The sequence below is a fragment of the Enterobacter sp. WP_7_1 genome (assembly GCF_003688535.1).
GTDB lineage: Bacteria > Pseudomonadota > Gammaproteobacteria > Enterobacterales > Enterobacteriaceae > Enterobacter > Enterobacter asburiae.
In genome coordinates, this window is record NZ_REFK01000003.1 from 40,336 (window position 1) to 58,050 (window position 17,715).

16 protein-coding genes are annotated in these 17,715 nt (G+C 55.5%); 8 read left to right on the forward strand and 8 right to left on the reverse strand.

The features are described from left to right. Positions 1-66 precede the first annotated feature (66 nt). Together BJ885_RS13295 and BJ885_RS13300 are read left to right on the forward strand one after the other, a co-directional pair. Positions 67-1,521, forward strand: a complete 1,455-nt coding sequence (locus tag BJ885_RS13295) for an NAD-dependent succinate-semialdehyde dehydrogenase (protein ID WP_121932116.1) — start codon at positions 67-69, stop codon at positions 1,519-1,521. A 45-nt stretch (positions 1,522-1,566) separates the two neighbouring features. Further along, positions 1,567-1,839: a barstar family protein gene (locus BJ885_RS13300; RefSeq protein ID WP_121932117.1), complete on the forward strand. Its 273-nt coding sequence runs from the start codon at positions 1,567-1,569 to the stop codon at positions 1,837-1,839. A gap of 62 nt (positions 1,840-1,901) precedes the next feature. On the opposite strand, the gene yhcN (BJ885_RS13305) is transcribed toward BJ885_RS13300, so the two are convergent. The 3 genes from yhcN (BJ885_RS13305) to argR form a co-directional block, all read right to left on the reverse strand. After that, positions 1,902-2,168 (reverse strand): peroxide/acid stress response protein YhcN, encoded by a 267-nt coding sequence (yhcN, locus tag BJ885_RS13305; protein WP_023333630.1) that lies wholly within the window; start codon positions 2,166-2,168, stop codon positions 1,902-1,904. A gap of 111 nt (positions 2,169-2,279) precedes the next feature. Then, positions 2,280-2,543: a peroxide/acid stress response protein YhcN gene (gene yhcN, locus BJ885_RS13310; protein WP_023309389.1), complete on the reverse strand. Its 264-nt coding sequence runs from the start codon at positions 2,541-2,543 to the stop codon at positions 2,280-2,282. Positions 2,544-2,919: 376 nt separating this feature from the next. After that, positions 2,920-3,390, reverse strand: a complete 471-nt coding sequence (argR, locus tag BJ885_RS13315; RefSeq protein WP_023309388.1) for a transcriptional regulator ArgR — start codon at positions 3,388-3,390, stop codon at positions 2,920-2,922. Positions 3,391-3,787: 397 nt separating this feature from the next. On the opposite strand from argR, the gene mdh reads away from it, so the two are divergent. After that, positions 3,788-4,726, forward strand: coding sequence for a malate dehydrogenase (mdh, locus tag BJ885_RS13320; RefSeq protein WP_008502835.1), 939 nt, complete (start codon positions 3,788-3,790; stop codon positions 4,724-4,726). A gap of 57 nt (positions 4,727-4,783) precedes the next feature. On the opposite strand, the gene degS is transcribed toward mdh, so the two are convergent. The 3 genes from degS to zapG form a co-directional block, all read right to left on the reverse strand. Beyond that, positions 4,784-5,851, reverse strand: a complete 1,068-nt coding sequence (degS, locus tag BJ885_RS13325; protein ID WP_121932118.1) for an outer membrane-stress sensor serine endopeptidase DegS — start codon at positions 5,849-5,851, stop codon at positions 4,784-4,786. Positions 5,852-5,942: 91 nt separating this feature from the next. After that, complete coding sequence (gene degQ / locus BJ885_RS13330) at positions 5,943-7,310, reverse strand: serine endoprotease DegQ (RefSeq protein WP_063442140.1); 1,368 nt, start codon at positions 7,308-7,310, stop codon at positions 5,943-5,945. Between the two features lie 171 nt (positions 7,311-7,481). Further along, the gene (zapG, locus tag BJ885_RS13335; RefSeq protein ID WP_008502832.1) at positions 7,482-7,880 is read right to left on the reverse strand and encodes a Z-ring associated protein ZapG; all 399 of its coding nucleotides are present in this window, start codon (positions 7,878-7,880) and stop codon (positions 7,482-7,484) included. A gap of 189 nt (positions 7,881-8,069) precedes the next feature. Between zapG and zapE the strand changes: the two genes are divergently transcribed. From zapE to sspB, 5 genes are all read left to right on the forward strand, one after another. After that, on the forward strand, positions 8,070-9,194 hold the full coding sequence (zapE, locus tag BJ885_RS13340) for a cell division protein ZapE (RefSeq protein WP_023309384.1): 1,125 nt from the start codon (positions 8,070-8,072) through the stop codon (positions 9,192-9,194). Positions 9,195-9,486: 292 nt separating this feature from the next. Further along, positions 9,487-9,915: a 50S ribosomal protein L13 gene (gene rplM / locus BJ885_RS13345; RefSeq protein ID WP_006178824.1), complete on the forward strand. Its 429-nt coding sequence runs from the start codon at positions 9,487-9,489 to the stop codon at positions 9,913-9,915. A 15-nt stretch (positions 9,916-9,930) separates the two neighbouring features. Continuing rightward, complete coding sequence (gene rpsI / locus BJ885_RS13350) at positions 9,931-10,323, forward strand: 30S ribosomal protein S9 (RefSeq protein ID WP_003860436.1); 393 nt, start codon at positions 9,931-9,933, stop codon at positions 10,321-10,323. A gap of 308 nt (positions 10,324-10,631) precedes the next feature. Then, on the forward strand, positions 10,632-11,270 hold the full coding sequence (sspA, locus tag BJ885_RS13360; RefSeq protein WP_023333624.1) for a stringent starvation protein SspA: 639 nt from the start codon (positions 10,632-10,634) through the stop codon (positions 11,268-11,270). Between the two features lie 5 nt (positions 11,271-11,275). Beyond that, positions 11,276-11,773, forward strand: a complete 498-nt coding sequence (gene sspB, locus BJ885_RS13365) for a ClpXP protease specificity-enhancing factor (RefSeq protein ID WP_029740078.1) — start codon at positions 11,276-11,278, stop codon at positions 11,771-11,773. A 29-nt stretch (positions 11,774-11,802) separates the two neighbouring features. Here the strand turns inward: sspB and gltD are convergent, their stop codons facing one another. Together gltD and gltB are read right to left on the reverse strand one after the other, a co-directional pair. Further along, on the reverse strand, positions 11,803-13,221 hold the full coding sequence (gene gltD / locus BJ885_RS13370) for a glutamate synthase subunit GltD (protein ID WP_029740079.1): 1,419 nt from the start codon (positions 13,219-13,221) through the stop codon (positions 11,803-11,805). A 9-nt stretch (positions 13,222-13,230) separates the two neighbouring features. Next, positions 13,231-17,691: a glutamate synthase large subunit gene (gene gltB / locus BJ885_RS13375; RefSeq protein ID WP_121932119.1), complete on the reverse strand. Its 4,461-nt coding sequence runs from the start codon at positions 17,689-17,691 to the stop codon at positions 13,231-13,233. Positions 17,692-17,715: the final 24 nt, after the last annotated feature.

Here is a 17,715-nt window from a genome sequence, read left to right on the forward strand (position 1 = left end):
AAGCGTCGGTTTTTTTGTGGCTATACTTAGTCCAGCACGTTCTTACATTTCAGAAAGGGAGAACACATGACGACCCAGGCGCTTCAGGACCACATCCTTTTTCAGACCGGTTATCTGGTCAACGGAATCTGGAAAACGCTGGATACAACCTTTGATGTGCTGGACCCCGCGACCGGTGAGGTCATTGCTAAAGTCGCAAAAGCGGGTAAAGCGCAAACCGAAGACGCTATCGCAGCGGCTACCCAGGCCTTCCCGGCATGGCGTGCCAAAACCGCGAAAGAGCGCTCGGCGATTCTCTACCGCTGGTACGAGCTGATTATTGATAATAAAAGCTGGCTCGGGCGGTTGATGACCACCGAACAGGGCAAACCCCTGAAAGAGGCGGAGGGAGAAGTCGAGTATGCCGCCAGCTTTATCCAGTGGTTTGCCGAAGAGGCCAAACGCGCGAACGGTGAAATTATTCCGCCGATCAAACCCGGCTCACGCATTCTGGCGACCCGTGAACCCATTGGCGTGGTCGCGGCGATTACGCCGTGGAACTTCCCGATGGCCATGCTCACCCGCAAGTTAGGCCCGGCGCTGGCGGCCGGATGCACCGGGGTAATTAAACCGGCCAACAACACGCCGCTCAGCGCCTTTGCGCTGCTTACGCTGGCGAAACAGGCCGGAGTGCCCGACGGCGTGCTCAACGCCGTGGCCGGGAATACGCATGAAATCAGCGATGCGATTATGGCAAGCCGCGACGTGCGTAAAATCTCCTTTACCGGCTCAACCTCCGTCGGCAAAACGCTGGTGCGTAACGCCGCAGAAACCATGAAAAAAGTCTCGATGGAGCTGGGGGGAAATGCCCCGTATATCGTTTTTGAGGATGCGGACATCGACGCAGCGGTTAAGGGCGCGATCGCCAACAAGTTCCGCAATGCCGGGCAGGTCTGCGTCAGCGTGAACCGTTTTTATATTCAGGAAACCGTCTACGACAAATTTGTGAATAAACTTGCCGATGCGGTGAAGGCGCTGAAGGTGGGTAATGGTCTCGAAGACGGGGTCGTGGTCGGGCCGCTGATTGAACCTTCGGCGGTCAACAAGGTGCGTGAGCATGTCGACGATGCCGTTGCCCGGGGCGCAACCGTACTGGCTGGTGGGAAGCCTCATCCGCTTGGCGGGAATTTCTGGATGCCAACCGTACTGGGTGACTGCCATGAAGGCATGAAGCTCGCAGAAGAAGAGACGTTTGGCCCGGTGGCGGCGTGCTTCCGTTTTACCTCGGAAGATGAAGTTATCCAGCGCGCCAACAACACCCCCTATGGACTGGCGGCTTACTTCTACACCCAGAATCTTTCTCGGGTCTTCCGCGTTTCACAGGCCATCGAGAGCGGGATGATCGGCATCAACGAGTGCGCCGTCTCCACGGAGCTCGGGCCCTTTGGCGGCGTAAAAGAGTCAGGTCTTGGACGAGAGGGCTCCGTGCTGGGGCTGGAAGAGTATCTGGAAGTTAAAACCCTGCATATTGGGGGATTATAATAGACAGGGCGGCATCTGCCGCTCGCCTGGACTGGGTGGCTGGCAATGAAAACCTATACGTTTGATTTTGACGAGATCGACAGTCAGGAAGACTTCTACCGTGAATTTATCCGGGCGTTTAATCTTGAACGGGAAAGCGTGACGAATCTGGATACGCTGTGGGACGTGGTCACCGGCAGTCAGTTGCCGCTACCGCTGGAAATTGAGTTCATCCATTTGCCCGATAAGCTGCGAAGACGTTTTGGCGCGCTGATATTGCTGTTCGATGAAGCGGAAGAAGAGCTTGAAGGGCAGCTGCGCTTTAACGCGCGGCATTGAATGAAAAAAAGCCCCTGACCATGAGGCCAGGGGCAAGTCGTATGATGAGATACGACGAGGGTTTATTTATACAGTTCTGCCGTTGCATGCCAGTGGTCACCCTGATTCAGTTCGGTGACGCGGTAGCTGCTGGCGCCTGCTTTTTCAGCTTTGGCGGCAAGTTCGTGGCGGATATCCATCGGTGAACCGGTGACAGACGTTACGGAGATGCTGCCCATACGCTGTAGATTTTGTGCCTGGTCGGCATTTACCTGCTGTACGGCTGCGCTTGCGCCGAAAGAGAGAACAGATGCCAGACCGAGGGTTGCGATGATCAATTTGGTTTTCATAGTCTTTACTCCTGAATAGGGTTTTTTACTCAACGGCGAGAAGGGTTGAACCGCTATTTTTATGCCTGGTGCCGTTGAGTGGAGATTTACGTTTTCAGCTATTACTAAAACTTATTTGTACAGCTCAGCGGTGGCGTGCCAGTGGTCACCAGAACGCGCTTCGATGATGCGATAGGATGACGCACCCTGTTCTTCCGCTTTTTTGTTCAGCATCTCATGCATGTCCATTGGCGATGTGCCGACCGCGCCGACAGAAACCGTACCGATGGCCTGGCGGGATTGCGCCTGGTCAGCATTGATAGAGTCTGCTGCGAAAGCACCGAATGACAGGACGGACAGGACGCTGAGCGCCGCTACAGTTGATTTGATTTTCATGATTCTTACCTCGTCGAATTTTTTAGTGGGGTCTTGTTTCGTGACCCTCATCACAAAATCAAGTATACACTAATAACGGTAAAAATTAATACCAGACTAATGGTTTCCCTTGTTATTACGTGTTAACCAGTCTGTTTTTTATAACCAAAATGCATAATATTGGGTGTTTTTTGTACATCATTGTTGGTTATATCTAATAAAATCATATGGATAGCAGCTTTTTGATTTTTTGTGCGATTTTTTGATTTAGCATTCACCAGATGAATGTTAATAGGTGGTAAAAAGCACTATTTGTCAAAGTAAAGGGCAGTGGAAAAGAGGGGGAAACGCAGCAGAAGCAGAACGATCCCCGCAGCGGCGCTACGGGGAGGGGGGATTAGAGTTCCTGTTCGAACAGAACCAGAATCGCTTCGTGGAGATCTTTCACGGAGAAACCGCTAGCCGGTGTGGTGAAGATGGTGTCATCGCCGGCGATAGTCCCGAGGATACCCTCCGTTTTACCCAGCGAGTCCAGCATGCGGGCAATCAGCTGCGCGGCACCCGGGCTTGTGTGGATCACCACGACGGCGTCGTTATGATCGATATCCAGAACCAGATTCTTGAGCGGGCTGGAGGTGGTCGGCACGCCAAGTTCTGCCGGCAGGCAATAGACCATCTCCATCTTGGCGTTTCGCGTACGCACCGCGCCAAATTTCGTTAACATGCGGGAGACTTTCGACTGATTGATATTATCGAAGCCTTGTTCCTGCAGCGCCTGAACAATTTCTCCCTGAGAACTGAATTTCTCTTCTTTGAGTAGCGCCTTAAACGCCTTTACTAATTCTTCTTGCTTAGACGAGCTTCGCATAAGTCACCCGGAATATGACGATAGAAACAACATTATTATGCATGTGGATGAATTTTTATGCAAATTATCTACTCAGCGCCAGGCTGAAATAATGTTATGAAAGGGAGTGATTTTATCAGATTTCGTTATCAGAAAACATGCCTGGGTCACGCCGCGCAAATAAGCTTAAAAGTAAATTAAATGTTATCAAAATGATGTTGTTTTGGTGGCGGGGCAGGGTGTATTGTAACCACCTCTTAAAGCGTTGCCCTCTGTCGTCAGATAGTCTTCTGGTGAGAGATAAAGTCGCGTGACCTCAAATTCTTTAGCTACGAAAATTGTAATTATTTACTTGCTGAATTATGGTCGCCGCAACGGATTTACAGATACTTAAGTTAACCATAATAAGGAGTTTAGGATGAAAGTCGCAGTCCTCGGCGCTGCTGGTGGTATCGGCCAGGCGCTTGCCCTACTACTGAAAACCCAACTGCCTTCAGGCTCAGAACTCTCCCTGTACGATATTGCCCCGGTAACCCCAGGTGTGGCGGTTGACCTGAGCCACATCCCGACCGCTGTAAAAATCAAAGGCTTCTCCGGTGAAGATGCACGTCCTGCACTGCAGGGTGCCGACGTGGTGCTGATTTCTGCAGGCGTGGCGCGTAAGCCAGGCATGGATCGTTCAGACCTGTTCAACGTCAACGCGGGCATCGTGAAAAACCTGGTGCAGCAGATTGCAGAAGTCTGCCCGAAAGCATGCATCGGTATCATCACTAACCCGGTGAACACCACCGTGGCTATCGCGGCAGAAGTGCTGAAGAAAGCGGGTGTTTACGACAAAAACAAACTGTTCGGCGTGACCACGCTGGATATCATCCGTTCCAACACCTTTGTTGCTGAGCTGAAAGGCAAACAGCCAACAGAAGTGGAAGTTCCGGTCATCGGCGGTCACTCTGGCGTTACCATCCTGCCTCTGCTGTCGCAGATCCCAGGCGTGAGCTTCACCGAGCAGGAAGTGGCTGACCTGACTAAACGCATCCAGAACGCGGGCACCGAAGTGGTGGAAGCGAAGGCGGGTGGCGGTTCTGCGACCCTGTCTATGGGCCAGGCGGCTGCACGTTTTGGTCTGTCACTGGTTCGCGCTCTGCAGGGCGAGAAAGGCGTTGTTGAATGCGCTTACGTTGAAGGCGATGGCGAACACGCTCGCTTCTTCTCTCAGCCGCTGCTGCTGGGTAAAAACGGTATCGAAGAGCGTAAATCCATTGGTACGCTGAGCGCGTTTGAACAACACGCGATGGAAGGCATGCTGGATACGCTGAAGAAAGATATCACCCTGGGCGAAGAGTTCGTTAACAAGTAATACGAACCGTCTCCCGGTAAAAAAAACGGAGCTTATCGCTCCGTTTTTTTATGCCTGTCAGTTAGTGGCCGGGTATTCCTGAATCGTTACGTGCAGCGTCAGTTTCTTATCGTTGCGCATGACCTCAACAGGGATGATAGAACCCGGGCGAATTTCTGCCACCTGATCCATCGTCTCCAGCGCGGAGACCGCTGGCGTGCCGTTGACCGACACAATGACATCGTTTACCTGAATCCCCGCGTTAGCCGCCGGACCACCCGGTGCCACCTCGTTAACCACGATGCCCTGAATCTGATCGATACCGCCGCCCTGGGTGTGCAACGGCGCAATTTCGCGCCCGCCGATACCGATATAGCCGCGGATCACGCGTCCGTCGCGGATCAGTTTATCCATAATTTTGGTCGCCAGCTGGAACGGAATGGCAAAGCCGATCCCTTCCGGCGTCTCACCGTCGTTACTTTTATCGAACGAGAGGGTATTGATACCCATCAGCTCGCCCAATGAGTTGACCAGCGCTCCGCCGGAGTTACCGTGGTTGATGGAGGCATCGGTTTGCAGGAAGTTCTGCCGCCCGGAGGGGTTCAAACCGATACGACCGGTCGCGCTGATTATCCCCTGGGTGATGGTCTGGCCCAGGTTGTAAGGGTTACCGATAGCCAGTACGACGTCACCAATATGCGGGGTACGTTTACGGTTGATCGGGATGACCGGCAAACCGCCCGTGGCATTAATTTTCAGCACGGCCAGGTCGGTCAGGCTGTCAGAACCAACGAGTAACGCCTCAAACACGCGGCCATCCTGCAGAGCGACGATGATCTGGTCGGCATCGTTAATCACGTGCTTGTTGGTAATAATGTAGCCGCGCTCGTCCATGATCACGCCGGAGCCGAGGGTGCGGATCTCCAGCTGGTTATGGGCTGAGGTATTCAGGCCTCGGTTATAGACGTTAACCACGGCAGGTGCGGCACGGCGAACGGCCTGGTTATAGGTGGCCGGCGTTTCATCCGTGCTGTCGAACTGGGGAGCCGACAGTTTATTGAACTGACGTAAAGACGGCAGCGCCAGCAGCAGCAGGCCAGCGACAATCAAACCGATGACAGTAGAACGTAAGAGCTTTAAAAGCATGATGCGCGTGTCGTTAAAAAAGGAACGATTTGCAGCATAACATGAGTTATCCGGACATCACACGCAGCGGTGATGTCCGGGTCGCAAATGCTTAGCGCAACAGAATATAGATGGACTCATTGCCACGCATGACCTGCAGGGCAATAACCGCCGGTTTACTTTCCAGCACCTTGCGCAGTTCGGCAATAGACTGCACGCGGTTGCGGTTGACACCGATGATCACGTCATCCTGATGCAATCCAGCCTGTGCCGCAGGGCTGCTCTTCTCGACGGTGTCGATGCTAATGCCTTTCGTACCGTCCTTCAGCTGCCCATCGCTCAGCGTAGCCCCTTGCAGCGCCGGGGCGATAAGCTCCGCACTGGCCGAGGAAGAGGTGCTCTTATCCAGCGTCACTTCAACGTCAAGCGGCTTACCGTCACGTATCAGGCCCAGCTTCACTTTGGCGCCAGGCTCCGTTGTGGCAATCCGCGAACGCAGTTCTGCAAAGCTGCTCAGCGGTTTGTCGTTCAGGCTGACGATCACATCACCTGACTTCACGCCCGCTTTTGCCGAGCCGGAGTTTGGCAGCACTTCACTGACAAACGCCCCGCGCTGCACGTTGATGTTGAACGCTTTTGCGATATCCGCGCTCATCTCCATCCCTTTAATACCCAGCAGCCCGCGTTTGATTTCACCGAACTGGATGAGCTGCTGCGCCAGCGTTTTGGCCATATTGCTGGGGATAGCAAAACCGATCCCGATGCTGCCGCCGCCCGGGGCCAGAATTGCCGTGTTAATCCCAATCAGCTCGCCGTTAAGGTTGAGCAATGCCCCGCCGGAGTTACCACGGTTGATTGAGGCATCGGTCTGGATAAAGTTTTCCAGCCCTTCCAGATTGAGGCCGCTGCGCCCGAGCGCCGAGACGATCCCGGAAGTCGCGGTCTGCCCTAAACCAAAGGGGTTGCCCACGGCGACGGCAAAATCGCCGACGCGCAGTTTGTCGGAATCCGCGATGGCAATCTGGGTCAGGTTGCTTGGGTTTTGCACCTGAAGCAGCGCGATGTCGCTCTGATCATCGCCGCCGATCAGTTTGGCATCAAATTCACGGCCATCGTTCAGCTGGACGCTGATTTTATCGGCCTGGCTGATGACGTGATTGTTGGTGAGAATATAGCCTTTTGCCGCATCAATAATGACGCCAGAGCCCAGGCCTTCAAAAGGCTGCGCCTGCTGGTCCGGAGACTCATCGCCAAAATATTTTTTCAGTTCTTCAGGGACGCGTTGGCTTTGTACTGCGGTGCCCTCAACCTGAACGCTGACGACCGCAGGCAACACTTTTTCCAGCATTGGCGCGAGGCTTGGAATGGCCGCCTGGCCAGGCACCTGGGAAGGAATGGCGGCGAATACAGGGACGGACGCCGAGAGAGATAACCCGACACTTAACGCGATAGCGCTCAACAGCTGGTTTTTTTTCTTCATCGATGTTGACTCTCGTAACCTGGAATAAAGGAAAAACGGCCCTAAAAACACGTTGATGTTATTGAATTTTAAACCGCTGAACAATGAGGTATGTAACTAAATGATAGCTGGGGTCATCAAGAAAGGACGGGCGCAATCGCTGCGCCCGTAAAATAAATTCAGGTTGTGCGATTAATCGCGTTTTACACCGCCGCGCAGCAGGCCGGACGCGCCATCGGAATAGTCGCGAGGCATCTGAACGGGCGCCTGATCGTTACCGGCTTCAGAGTCAGCCAGACGGTTGCGGAACGGGTTGGTTTCCGCGGTCATTTCCGGCAGCAGGCTGCTGGAGCTTTTTGCCATATGTTGATACAGCTGACGATAGTCGGTTGCCATGTTGTCCAGCAGCTCGGCGCTACGGGCAAAATGGCTGACCAGCTCTTCGCGATACTCTTCCAGCTCGGCTTTGTTCTTTTCCAGTTCGTACTGCAGTGACTGCTGCTGACGCAATTTGCGATTACCGAAACGCATGGCCACAGCACCAATGACGATGCCGACGACTAAACCGATTAGCGCATATTCCCAGGTCATGAACTTCTCCCGTTGTCTTGTTGTTCCGTAGGGTGTTGGCTCGGCTCCTGCCTGTGCCTGATAATGCCACTATAACCGCTATTTCTGCAGAAGTGGAATCCTGACGTATCATCGCGTAGTGTAGAACGGCCTTTTTTTCATCAGTCACGTCTGCTGGTGAGCGTTAATTGAAGGAATAACAATAAGATTATGCAAAACCTGTCCCCTGCATCGCGATATCAACTGGCCCTTAACGAGGGCACTCATCAGCCTGATGACGTTCAACGTGAGGCGGTAAACCGCCTGGAGATGATTTACCAGGAGCTCACGGCAAAACCCGCTGAAGTCGAACAGAACGGTGGGTTAAAGGCGGCATTTGGGCGGTTACTCGGTAAAAAAGCGCCACAGGCTCACGCGCCGGTGCGCGGTTTATATATGTGGGGCGGGGTCGGTCGCGGAAAAACCTGGCTGATGGACCTGTTTTATATGAGCCTGCCTGGCGCACGTAAGCAGCGTCTGCACTTCCATCGTTTTATGCTGCGGGTGCATGAAGAGCTGACCGCACTGCAGGGCAAGAGCGATCCGCTGGAGATTGTGGCCGACAGGTTCAAAGCTGAAACGGACGTGCTCTGCTTCGATGAGTTTTTTGTGTCTGACATCACCGATGCCATGCTGCTAGGCGGCCTGATGAAAGCGCTATTTGCCCGCGGGATCACGCTGGTGGCCACGTCGAATATCCCGCCGGATGAGCTCTATCGTAACGGCCTGCAGCGGGCACGCTTCCTGCCCGCCATCGATGCCATCAAGCAGCACTGCGACATCATGAACGTCGATGCCGGTGTCGATTATCGTCTGCGCACGCTGACCCAGGCGCATCTGTGGCTTTCGCCGTTAAATGCAGAGACCACCCGCGAGATGGATACACTCTGGCTGGCGCTGGCGGGAGCAAAACGCGAGCACGCCCCGGAACTCGAGATTAACCATCGACCGCTGCCCACACTCGGCGTCGAAAACCAAACGCTGGCGGTCTCCTTTACGACGCTCTGCGTGGATGCCCGCAGCCAGCATGACTACATTGCGCTTTCGCGTCTGTTCCACACCGTGATGGTGCTGGACGTGCCGGTGATGACGCGGCTGATGGAGAGCGAAGCACGGCGCTTCATTGCGCTGGTGGACGAGTTTTATGAGCGTCACGTCAAGCTGGTGGTCAGCGCTGAGGTACCTTTATATGAGATTTACCAGGGCGAGCGGCTGAAGTTTGAGTTCCAGCGCTGCCTGTCGCGCCTGCAGGAGATGCAGAGCGAAGAATACCTGAAGCTGGAGCATATGCCGTAACAAATGCCACCCTCTCCCGTGGGAGAGGGGCTGGGGGTGAGGGCACCAGACCGCACAATACCCACCCCCGAAAAACCCATTCCAAAACGCATTTAAGGGTCGATCTTTGACCTCAACTTCTCTATAATCTTGCGACCCCACGTTACGAGAAGGTTTTTTTCCCAAAACTTTCTATGTGTCGGCATGTGCTATTCGAAGGGGTAGGTTTGCCGGACTTTGTCGTGTGAGCCTCAACTGACTAAACGTTTGGGTGTTCACCAACGTGTAACTTATTTATTTGGGTAAGCTTTTAATGAAAACTTTTACAGCTAAACCAGAAACCGTACAGCGCGACTGGTATGTTGTTGACGCGACCGGTAAAACTCTGGGCCGTCTGGCTACTGAACTGGCTCGTCGCCTGCGCGGTAAGCATAAAGCGGAATACACTCCGCACGTTGATACCGGTGATTACATCATCGTTCTGAACGCTGATAAAGTTGCTGTAACCGGCAACAAGCGTACTGACAAAGTGTACTATCACCACACCGGCCACATCGGTGGTATCAAAGAAGCGACCTTTGAAGAGATGATTGCCCGCCGTCCTGAGCGTGTGATTGAAATCGCGGTTAAAGGCATGCTGCCAAAAGGCCCGCTGGGTCGTGCTATGTTCCGTAAACTGAAAGTTTACGCAGGCAACGAGCACAACCACGCGGCACAGCAACCGCAAGTTCTTGACATCTAATCGGGATTATAGGCAATGGCTGAAAATCAATACTACGGCACTGGTCGCCGCAAAAGTTCCGCAGCTCGCGTTTTCATCAAACCGGGCAGTGGTAAAATCGTAATCAACCAGCGTTCTCTGGAACAATACTTCGGTCGCGAAACTGCCCGCATGGTAGTTCGCCAGCCGCTGGAACTGGTTGATATGGTAGAAAAACTGGATCTGTACATCACCGTTAAAGGTGGTGGTATCTCCGGTCAGGCAGGTGCGATCCGTCACGGTATCACCCGCGCTCTGATGGAGTACGACGAATCCCTGCGTTCTGAACTGCGTAAAGCTGGCTTCGTTACTCGTGACGCGCGTCAGGTTGAACGTAAGAAAGTGGGTCTGCGTAAAGCACGTCGTCGTCCACAGTTCTCCAAACGTTAATCCATTCTGCTTACGCAGAACGATTGGCGAAAAACCCGCTTCGGCGGGTTTTTTTATGGATAATGCGCAGGTTATCCACAATATCCATGCATATATCTTCTCTTTTTCCACATTTCCAGAATCCCCTCACCACAAAGCCATCAAAATCTGGTAAACTATCATCCAATTTTCTGCCCAAATATCGGTGAATACTCGATTTTTGTTCGTTTCTTGAACAATGCGTTTTCTCTGAGATGGGCGATACAACATCTGGCTGGCCCCTGTTGGGCTGGTAGCAGTAAAAATTCTGAATATACCTGGAGGTTTTCATGGCTGTCGCTGCCAACAAACGTTCGGTAATGACGCTGTTTTCTGGTCCTACTGACATTTATAGCCATCAGGTTCGTATCGTGCTGGCCGAGAAGGGTGTCAGTTTTGAGATCGAGCATGTGGAAAAGGATAACCCGCCTCAGGATCTGATCGATCTCAACCCGAGCCAAAGCGTACCGACTCTGGTGGATCGCGAGCTGACCCTGTGGGAATCCCGTATCATTATGGAATATCTGGATGAGCGTTTCCCGCATCCGCCACTGATGCCTGTTTACCCTGTCGCGCGTGGTGAAAGCCGCCTGTACATGCAGCGTATCGAAAAAGACTGGTACTCGCTGATGAACGTTATCGTCAGCGGTTCCGCTTCTGAAGCCGACGCTGCGCGTAAGCAACTGCGTGAAGAGCTGCTGGCTATCGCCCCGGTGTTTGGTCAGAAACCATTCTTCCTGAGCGATGAGTTCAGCCTGGTGGATTGCTACCTGGCACCGCTGCTGTGGCGTCTGCCAACCCTGGGCGTAGAGTTCAGCGGTCCTGGTGCGAAAGAGCTGAAGGGCTATATGACTCGCGTATTTGAACGCGACTCTTTCCTGGCATCTTTAACTGAACCGGAACGTGAAATGCGTCTCGGCCGAGGCTAATGACTGTGGAAATGTCACAACTTACCCCACGCCGTCCTTATCTGCTGCGCGCCTTCTATGAATGGCTGCTGGATAACCAGCTCACGCCGCACCTGGTTGTGGATGTGACGTTGCCGGGCGTGCTGGTTCCTATGGAATACGCGCGTGACGGACAGATCGTACTGAACATTGCGCCGCGTGCGGTGGGTAACCTGGAGCTGGCTAACGATGAAGTGCGCTTCAACGCGCGTTTCGGCGGCGTGCCGCGTCAGGTTTCCGTACCTCTGGCAGCCGTGCTGGCTATCTACGCGCGTGAAAACGGTGCGGGTACCATGTTCGAGCCGGAAGCGGCGTATGATGAAGATGTTGCCAGCCTGAATGATGACAACGCATCCGATGAGCGCGAAAGCGACACGGTGATGTCACTTATTGATGGCGATAAACCCGATCGTCACGACGACAATGACCCTGATGACGATCCGCCTCCGCGCGGTGGTCGTCCGGCTCTTCGCGTCGTGAAATAAAAAACAGGCCCAATCGGGCCTGTTTTTTTTTACACTTCCAGGTAGTTCAGGATCCCGTCAGCCGCCTTACGGCCTTCGGCAATCGCTGTTACCACCAGGTCAGAACCGCGAACGATATCGCCACCGGCGAAGATTTTCGGGTTGCTGGTCTGGAATGCGTTGTCGCTGCCTTCTGGCGCAATCACGCGGCCCTGCGAATCCAGCTCAACGCTGTGCTTCGCCAGCCATTCCATGCTGTGAGGACGGAAACCGAACGCCATCACCACGGCATCGGCCGGGATCACGTGCTCAGAACCGGCGACGATCTCGGCGCGACGACGGCCCTTCGCATCCGGTGCGCCCATCTCAGTGCGCGCCATCTTCACGCCGCTCACTTTACCGTTGGCATTCACTTCAATACCCAGAGGCTGGATGTTGAACTGGAACTCCACGCCCTCTTCACGCGCGTTTTTCACTTCGCGCTTAGAGCCCGGCATGTTCTCTTCGTCACGACGATAGGCGCAGATCACGTGTGCCGCATTCTGACGAATGGAGGTACGCACGCAGTCCATCGCGGTATCACCGCCGCCCAGCACCACCACGCGTTTGCCTTCCATGCTGACGAACGGCTCATCGGCGGTTTCGCCGTAGCCCATGATCTGCTTGGTGTTGGCAATCAGGAACGGCAGCGCGTCAAACACGCCCGGCGCATCTTCGTTCTCAAGACCGCCGCGCATGGACTGATAGGTGCCCACGCCGAGGAACACGGCGTCGTAATCCTTCAGCAGGTCGTCGAGCTGTACGTCGCGGCCCACTTCCACGTTCAATTTGAACTCAATGCCCATACCGGTGAAGATTTCACGGCGACGGGTCATAACCTCTTTTTCCAGCTTGAAGGCCGGGATACCGAAGGTCAGCAGACCGCCGATTTCCGGATGACGGTCAAAGACCACCGCCTTCACGCCGTTGCGGGTCAGGACGTCCGCACAGGCCAGGCCCGCCGGGCCCGCGCCGATAATGGCCACGCGCTTGTCGGTTTGCTTCACGCCGGTCATATCCGGACGCCAGCCCATCTCGAACGCTTTATCGTTGATATAGCGCTCGATGTTGCCGATGGTCACCGCACCGAATTCGTCGTTCAGCGTACAGGAGCCTTCGCACAGACGGTCCTGAGGACACACGCGGCCGCACACTTCCGGCAGGGTGTTGGTCTGGTGAGACAGCTCGGCGGCTTCAAAAATACGTCCTTCATTGGCCAGCTTCAGCCAGTTCGGGATGTAGTTGTGTACCGGACATTTCCATTCGCAGTAAGGGTTACCGCAGGACAGGCAGCGGTCTGCCTGTGCCTTGGCCTGGCCTTCTGAAAACGGCTCGTAGATTTCAACAAATTCAATTTTGCGGATCTTCAGCGGTTTCTTTGGCGGATCAACACGCTGCAGGTCGATAAACTGGTATACGTTCTGGCTCATCTGAATTCCTTACTGCGCCTGCACGCGCAGCTCTGCTGCGCTACGACTACGGTGACCCAACAGGGCTTTAACATCGCTGGACTTCGGCTTAACCAGCGCGAATTTCGCAGAGAACGCCGGCCAGTTCGCCAGGATCTCTTCGCCGCGCGAAGAACCGGTATGCTGCACGTGTTCGGTAATCAAGCCGCGCAGGTGTTCTTCATGGATAGCCAGCGTATCAACGTCCAGCACTTCTACCAGCTCCGGGTTCACGCGTTTGCGGAACTCGCCGTCTTCGTCCAGGACGTACGCAAAACCGCCCGTCATGCCCGCGCCGAAGTTCACGCCGGTTTTACCCAGAACGCAAACAATCCCGCCCGTCATGTATTCACAACCGTTATCGCCAATGCCTTCCACCACGGTGATAGCACCGGAGTTACGCACCGCAAAACGCTCGCCCGCACGGCCTGCTGCAAACAGACGACCGCCGGTCGCGCCGTACAGGCAGGTGTTACCGATGATGCTGGCTTCATGGCTGCGGAAGGCTGAGCCGACCGGAGGACGCACCGCCAGCAGACCGCCCGCCATGCCTTTACCGACGTAGTCGTTGGCATCGCCGGTCAGGTACAGCTCAACGCCGCCTGCGTTCCATACGCCGAAGCTCTGACCCGCGGTACCGCTGAAGTGCGCGGTAATCGGATCCGCTGCCAGCCCCTGGTCACCGTGCGTCTGCGCGATGTAGCCGGAAAGGGAGGCACCCACGGAGCGGTCGGTGTTGCGGATATCAAACCAGAACGTTTTGCTCTGCTTGTCGTCCACGTACGGTTTCGCCTGCTGCAGCAGCTGTGCGTTCAACACGCCGTTATCGAACGGCGGGTTGTTCTCGGTACAGTAGACCGCTTTGCCCGGGTGCGGCTGCGCGGTTTCCAGCAGCTTGCTCAGCTCCAGCTTCTGCTGCTTCGCCGTGAAGCCTTCCAGCTCTTTCAGCAGGTCGGTACGGCCAATCAGGTCCACCAGGCGTTTCACACCCAGCTGCGCCATCAGCTCGCGGGTTTCGCGGGCGATGAACTCAAAGTAGTTGGTCACTTTGAACGGCAGACCGTGATAGTGGTTCTTACGCAGCTTCTCGTCCTGGGTAGCAACGCCGGTTGCGCAGTTGTTCAGATGGCAAATACGCAGGTATTTACAGCCGAGCGCAACCATTGGGCCGGTACCGAAGCCGAAGCTTTCCGCGCCGAGGATCGCCGCTTTAATGATGTCGAGGCCCGTTTTCAGGCCGCCGTCCACCTGTAGGCGGATCTTGTGACGCAGACCGTTAGCCACCAGCGCCTGCTGGGTTTCCACCAGGCCAAGCTCCCACGGACAGCCCGCGTATTTCACGGAGGAGAGCGGGCTTGCACCGGTACCGCCGTCGTAGCCGGCGATGGTGATGAGATCCGCATAGGCTTTCGCCACGCCGGTGGCGATGGTGCCGACGCCCGGTTCGGAAACCAGCTTAACGGAGATCATCGCCTTCGGGTTGACCTGCTTCAGGTCGAAAATCAGCTGCGCTAAGTCCTCGATAGAGTAGATATCGTGGTGCGGCGGCGGGGAGATCAGCGTCACGCCCGGCACGGAATAGCGCAGTTTGGCGATGTACGGGGTAACTTTATCACCCGGTAGCTGACCGCCTTCGCCCGGTTTAGCACCCTGAGCGACTTTAATCTGGATCACGTCGGCGTTGACCAGGTACGCAGGCGTTACGCCAAAGCGACCGGATGCCACCTGCTTGATGCGGGACACTTTGTTGGTGCCGTAACGCGCCGGATCTTCACCGCCTTCGCCGGAGTTGGAGTTGCCGCCGATGCTGTTCATGGCTTCCGCCAGCGCTTCGTGGGCCTCTGGGCTCAGCGCGCCGATGGACATCGCCGCGGTATCAAAGCGTTTGAACAACTCGGATGCAGGCTCAACCTCGTCAATGCTGACCGCTTCATCACCCGGGTTCAGGGCAATGAGGTCGCGCAGCGTTGCCGCCGGACGGTTATTTACCAGCTCAGCGTACTGCTGGTAATCACTGTATTCACCGCTCTGAACCGCCTGCTGCAGCGTGCGCACCACGTCCGGGTTATAGGCATGATACTCGCCGCCGTGAACGTATTTCAGCAGACCGCCCTGATCCAGCGGCTTACGTGCCAGCCAGGCGCGTTTGGACAGGTTCACCAAATCCTGCTGGAAGTCAGCAAAACCGGCGCCGCCGATGCGGCTGACCACGCCCTGGAAGCAGAGGTTGGCGACCTCATCATGCAGGCCGACCGCTTCAAACAGCTTCGAACAGCGGTAGGAGGCAATGGTCGAGATGCCCATTTTGGACATGATCTTGTACAGACCTTTGTTGATGCCGTTACGGTAGTTCAGCATCACCGCGCGGTAATCTTTATCGATCGCGCGGGTATCCACCAGGCGGGCCAGCGTTTCGTAGGCCAGGTACGGGTAGATTGCCGTCGCGCCGAAGCCTAACAGCACGGCAAAGTGGTGCGGGTCGCGGGCGCTTGCGGTTTCAACAATGATGTTGGCGTCGCAGCGCAGGCTCTTATCGACCAGACGCGTCTGGATGGCGCCAACCGCCATGGGGGCAGGTACCGGCAGACGGTTTTTCGCGATATTACGGTCGGACAGCACCAGCAGAACGGTACCGTTACGCACCATCTGTTCGGCTTTGTCACACAGCGCATTCACCGTCTCTTCGAGGCTCGCTTCGGTCACGTCGAAAGTAATATCGAGCGTGTCGGCGCGGTAGTGCTCCTCTTTCATGGTGGTGAGCTGTTTGAAATCGGAGTACAGCAGGATCGGCGATTTAAAGGTCAGACGGTGCGCCTGGCCTTCTGCTTCGCAGAAAACGTTCATCTCGCGACCGATGCTGGTCGCCAGCGACATCACGTGCGCTTCGCGCAGCGGGTCGATCGGCGGGTTGGTGACCTGCGCGAACTGCTGACGGAAGTAATCGTAAATGATGCGTGGCTGGCTGGAGAGCACGGCAAACGGGGTATCGTCCCCCATGGAGCCGACCGCTTCCTGACCGTTTTCACCCAGTACGCGAATAACAGAGTCCAGCTCTTCCGCGCTGTAGTTAAACTGTTTCTGGAAGCTCGCAAGCATATCGTCGTCCAGTTCGCGACGACCCACTTCTTCATCCGATAAATCTTCGAACGGCACGAGGCGACGCACGTTCTTCTCCATCCACTCTTTGTACGGATGGCGGCTTTTCAGATCGTGATCGGTTTCGGCTGAGTGCAGAATGCGCCCGCCGCGGGTGTCGATAACCATCAGCTCGCCCGGACCGACGCGGCCCTTCTCGACCACTTCGTCAGGCTGGTAATCCCAGATACCGACCTCAGAGGCGCAGGTAATGAGCTTGTCTTTGGTGATGACGTAGCGCGCCGGACGCAGACCGTTACGGTCCAGGTTACAGGCAGCGAAGCGACCGTCGGACATGACGATGCCCGCCGGGCCGTCCCACGGTTCCATGTGCATGGAGTTAAAGTCGAAGAACGCGCGCAGCTCGGGGTCCATATCCGGGTTGTTCTGCCAGGCCGGTGGCACAAGCAGACGCATGGCGCGCACGATGTCCATCCCGCCTGCCAGCAGCAGTTCCAGCATGTTATCCATTGAGCTGGAGTCAGAGCCGGTTTCGTTCACGAACGGCGCGGCATCGTGCAGGTCAGGGATCAGTGGCGTCTGGAACTTATAGGTACGGGCGCGGGCCCACTGGCGGTTACCGGTGATGGTGTTGATCTCGCCGTTGTGCGCCAGGTAGCGGAACGGCTGAGCCAGCGGCCAGCGTGGAACGGTGTTGGTGGAGAAGCGCTGGTGGAACAGGCAAATGGCCGATTCCAGACGCAGGTCCGCCAGGTCCAGGTAGAAGCGCGGCAGGTCAGCCGGCATACACAGACCTTTATAGATGTTCACCAGGTTAGAGAGGCTACAAACGTAGAACTCTTTATCGTCCTGGAGACGTTTTTCAATGCGGCGGCGGGCGATAAACAGACGGCGTTCCATATCGCGTGGACGCCAGCCCGCAGGCGCATTAACGAAAATCTGTTCAATACGAGGCAGCGAGGAGAGGGCGATTTCACCGAGCACCCCTTCGTTGGTTGGCACATTGCGCCAGCCGACAATCGACAGGGTTTCGCGCTGAAGTTCTTCTTCGACGATGCGGCGTGAGGCGGCAGCCTTTTCAGGATCCTGGTTCAGGAACAGCATGCCGACAGCGTAGTTTTTGGCTAAACGCCAGCCGCGCTCTTCCGCCACGATGCGGAAGAAACGATCCGGTTTTTGCAGCAGCAGGCCGCAACCGTCGCCGGTTTTACCGTCGGCAAGAATCGCGCCACGGTGCTGCATTCGGGCCAGTGCGTGAATAGCAGTACGCACTACCTTGTGGCTAGGTTCGCCTTCTATGTGGGCGATCAGGCCGAAACCACAGTTATCCTTCTCAAGGGATTTATCGTACAACATATCAGTGAACCTCCCCAGGCTCGT

What these genes read in the sequence shown, in the direction of transcription:
- BJ885_RS13295 (WP_121932116.1), top strand. Translation starts at nt 67, where the DNA reads ATGACGACCCAGGCGCTTCAGGACCACATCCTTTTTCAGACCGGTTAT.
- BJ885_RS13300 (WP_121932117.1), top strand. Translation starts at nt 1,567, where the DNA reads ATGAAAACCTATACGTTTGATTTTGACGAGATCGACAGTCAGGAAGAC.
- yhcN (WP_023333630.1), bottom strand. Translation starts at nt 2,168, where the DNA reads ATGAAAACCAAATTGATCATCGCAACCCTCGGTCTGGCATCTGTTCTC.
- yhcN (WP_023309389.1), bottom strand. Translation starts at nt 2,543, where the DNA reads ATGAAAATCAAATCAACTGTAGCGGCGCTCAGCGTCCTGTCCGTCCTG.
- argR (WP_023309388.1), bottom strand. Translation starts at nt 3,390, where the DNA reads ATGCGAAGCTCGTCTAAGCAAGAAGAATTAGTAAAGGCGTTTAAGGCG.
- mdh (WP_008502835.1), top strand. Translation starts at nt 3,788, where the DNA reads ATGAAAGTCGCAGTCCTCGGCGCTGCTGGTGGTATCGGCCAGGCGCTT.
- degS (WP_121932118.1), bottom strand. Translation starts at nt 5,851, where the DNA reads ATGCTTTTAAAGCTCTTACGTTCTACTGTCATCGGTTTGATTGTCGCT.
- degQ (WP_063442140.1), bottom strand. Translation starts at nt 7,310, where the DNA reads ATGAAGAAAAAAAACCAGCTGTTGAGCGCTATCGCGTTAAGTGTCGGG.
- zapG (WP_008502832.1), bottom strand. Translation starts at nt 7,880, where the DNA reads ATGACCTGGGAATATGCGCTAATCGGTTTAGTCGTCGGCATCGTCATT.
- zapE (WP_023309384.1), top strand. Translation starts at nt 8,070, where the DNA reads ATGCAAAACCTGTCCCCTGCATCGCGATATCAACTGGCCCTTAACGAG.
- rplM (WP_006178824.1), top strand. Translation starts at nt 9,487, where the DNA reads ATGAAAACTTTTACAGCTAAACCAGAAACCGTACAGCGCGACTGGTAT.
- rpsI (WP_003860436.1), top strand. Translation starts at nt 9,931, where the DNA reads ATGGCTGAAAATCAATACTACGGCACTGGTCGCCGCAAAAGTTCCGCA.
- sspA (WP_023333624.1), top strand. Translation starts at nt 10,632, where the DNA reads ATGGCTGTCGCTGCCAACAAACGTTCGGTAATGACGCTGTTTTCTGGT.
- gltD (WP_029740079.1), bottom strand. Translation starts at nt 13,221, where the DNA reads ATGAGCCAGAACGTATACCAGTTTATCGACCTGCAGCGTGTTGATCCG.
- gltB (WP_121932119.1), bottom strand. Translation starts at nt 17,691, where the DNA reads ATGTTGTACGATAAATCCCTTGAGAAGGATAACTGTGGTTTCGGCCTG.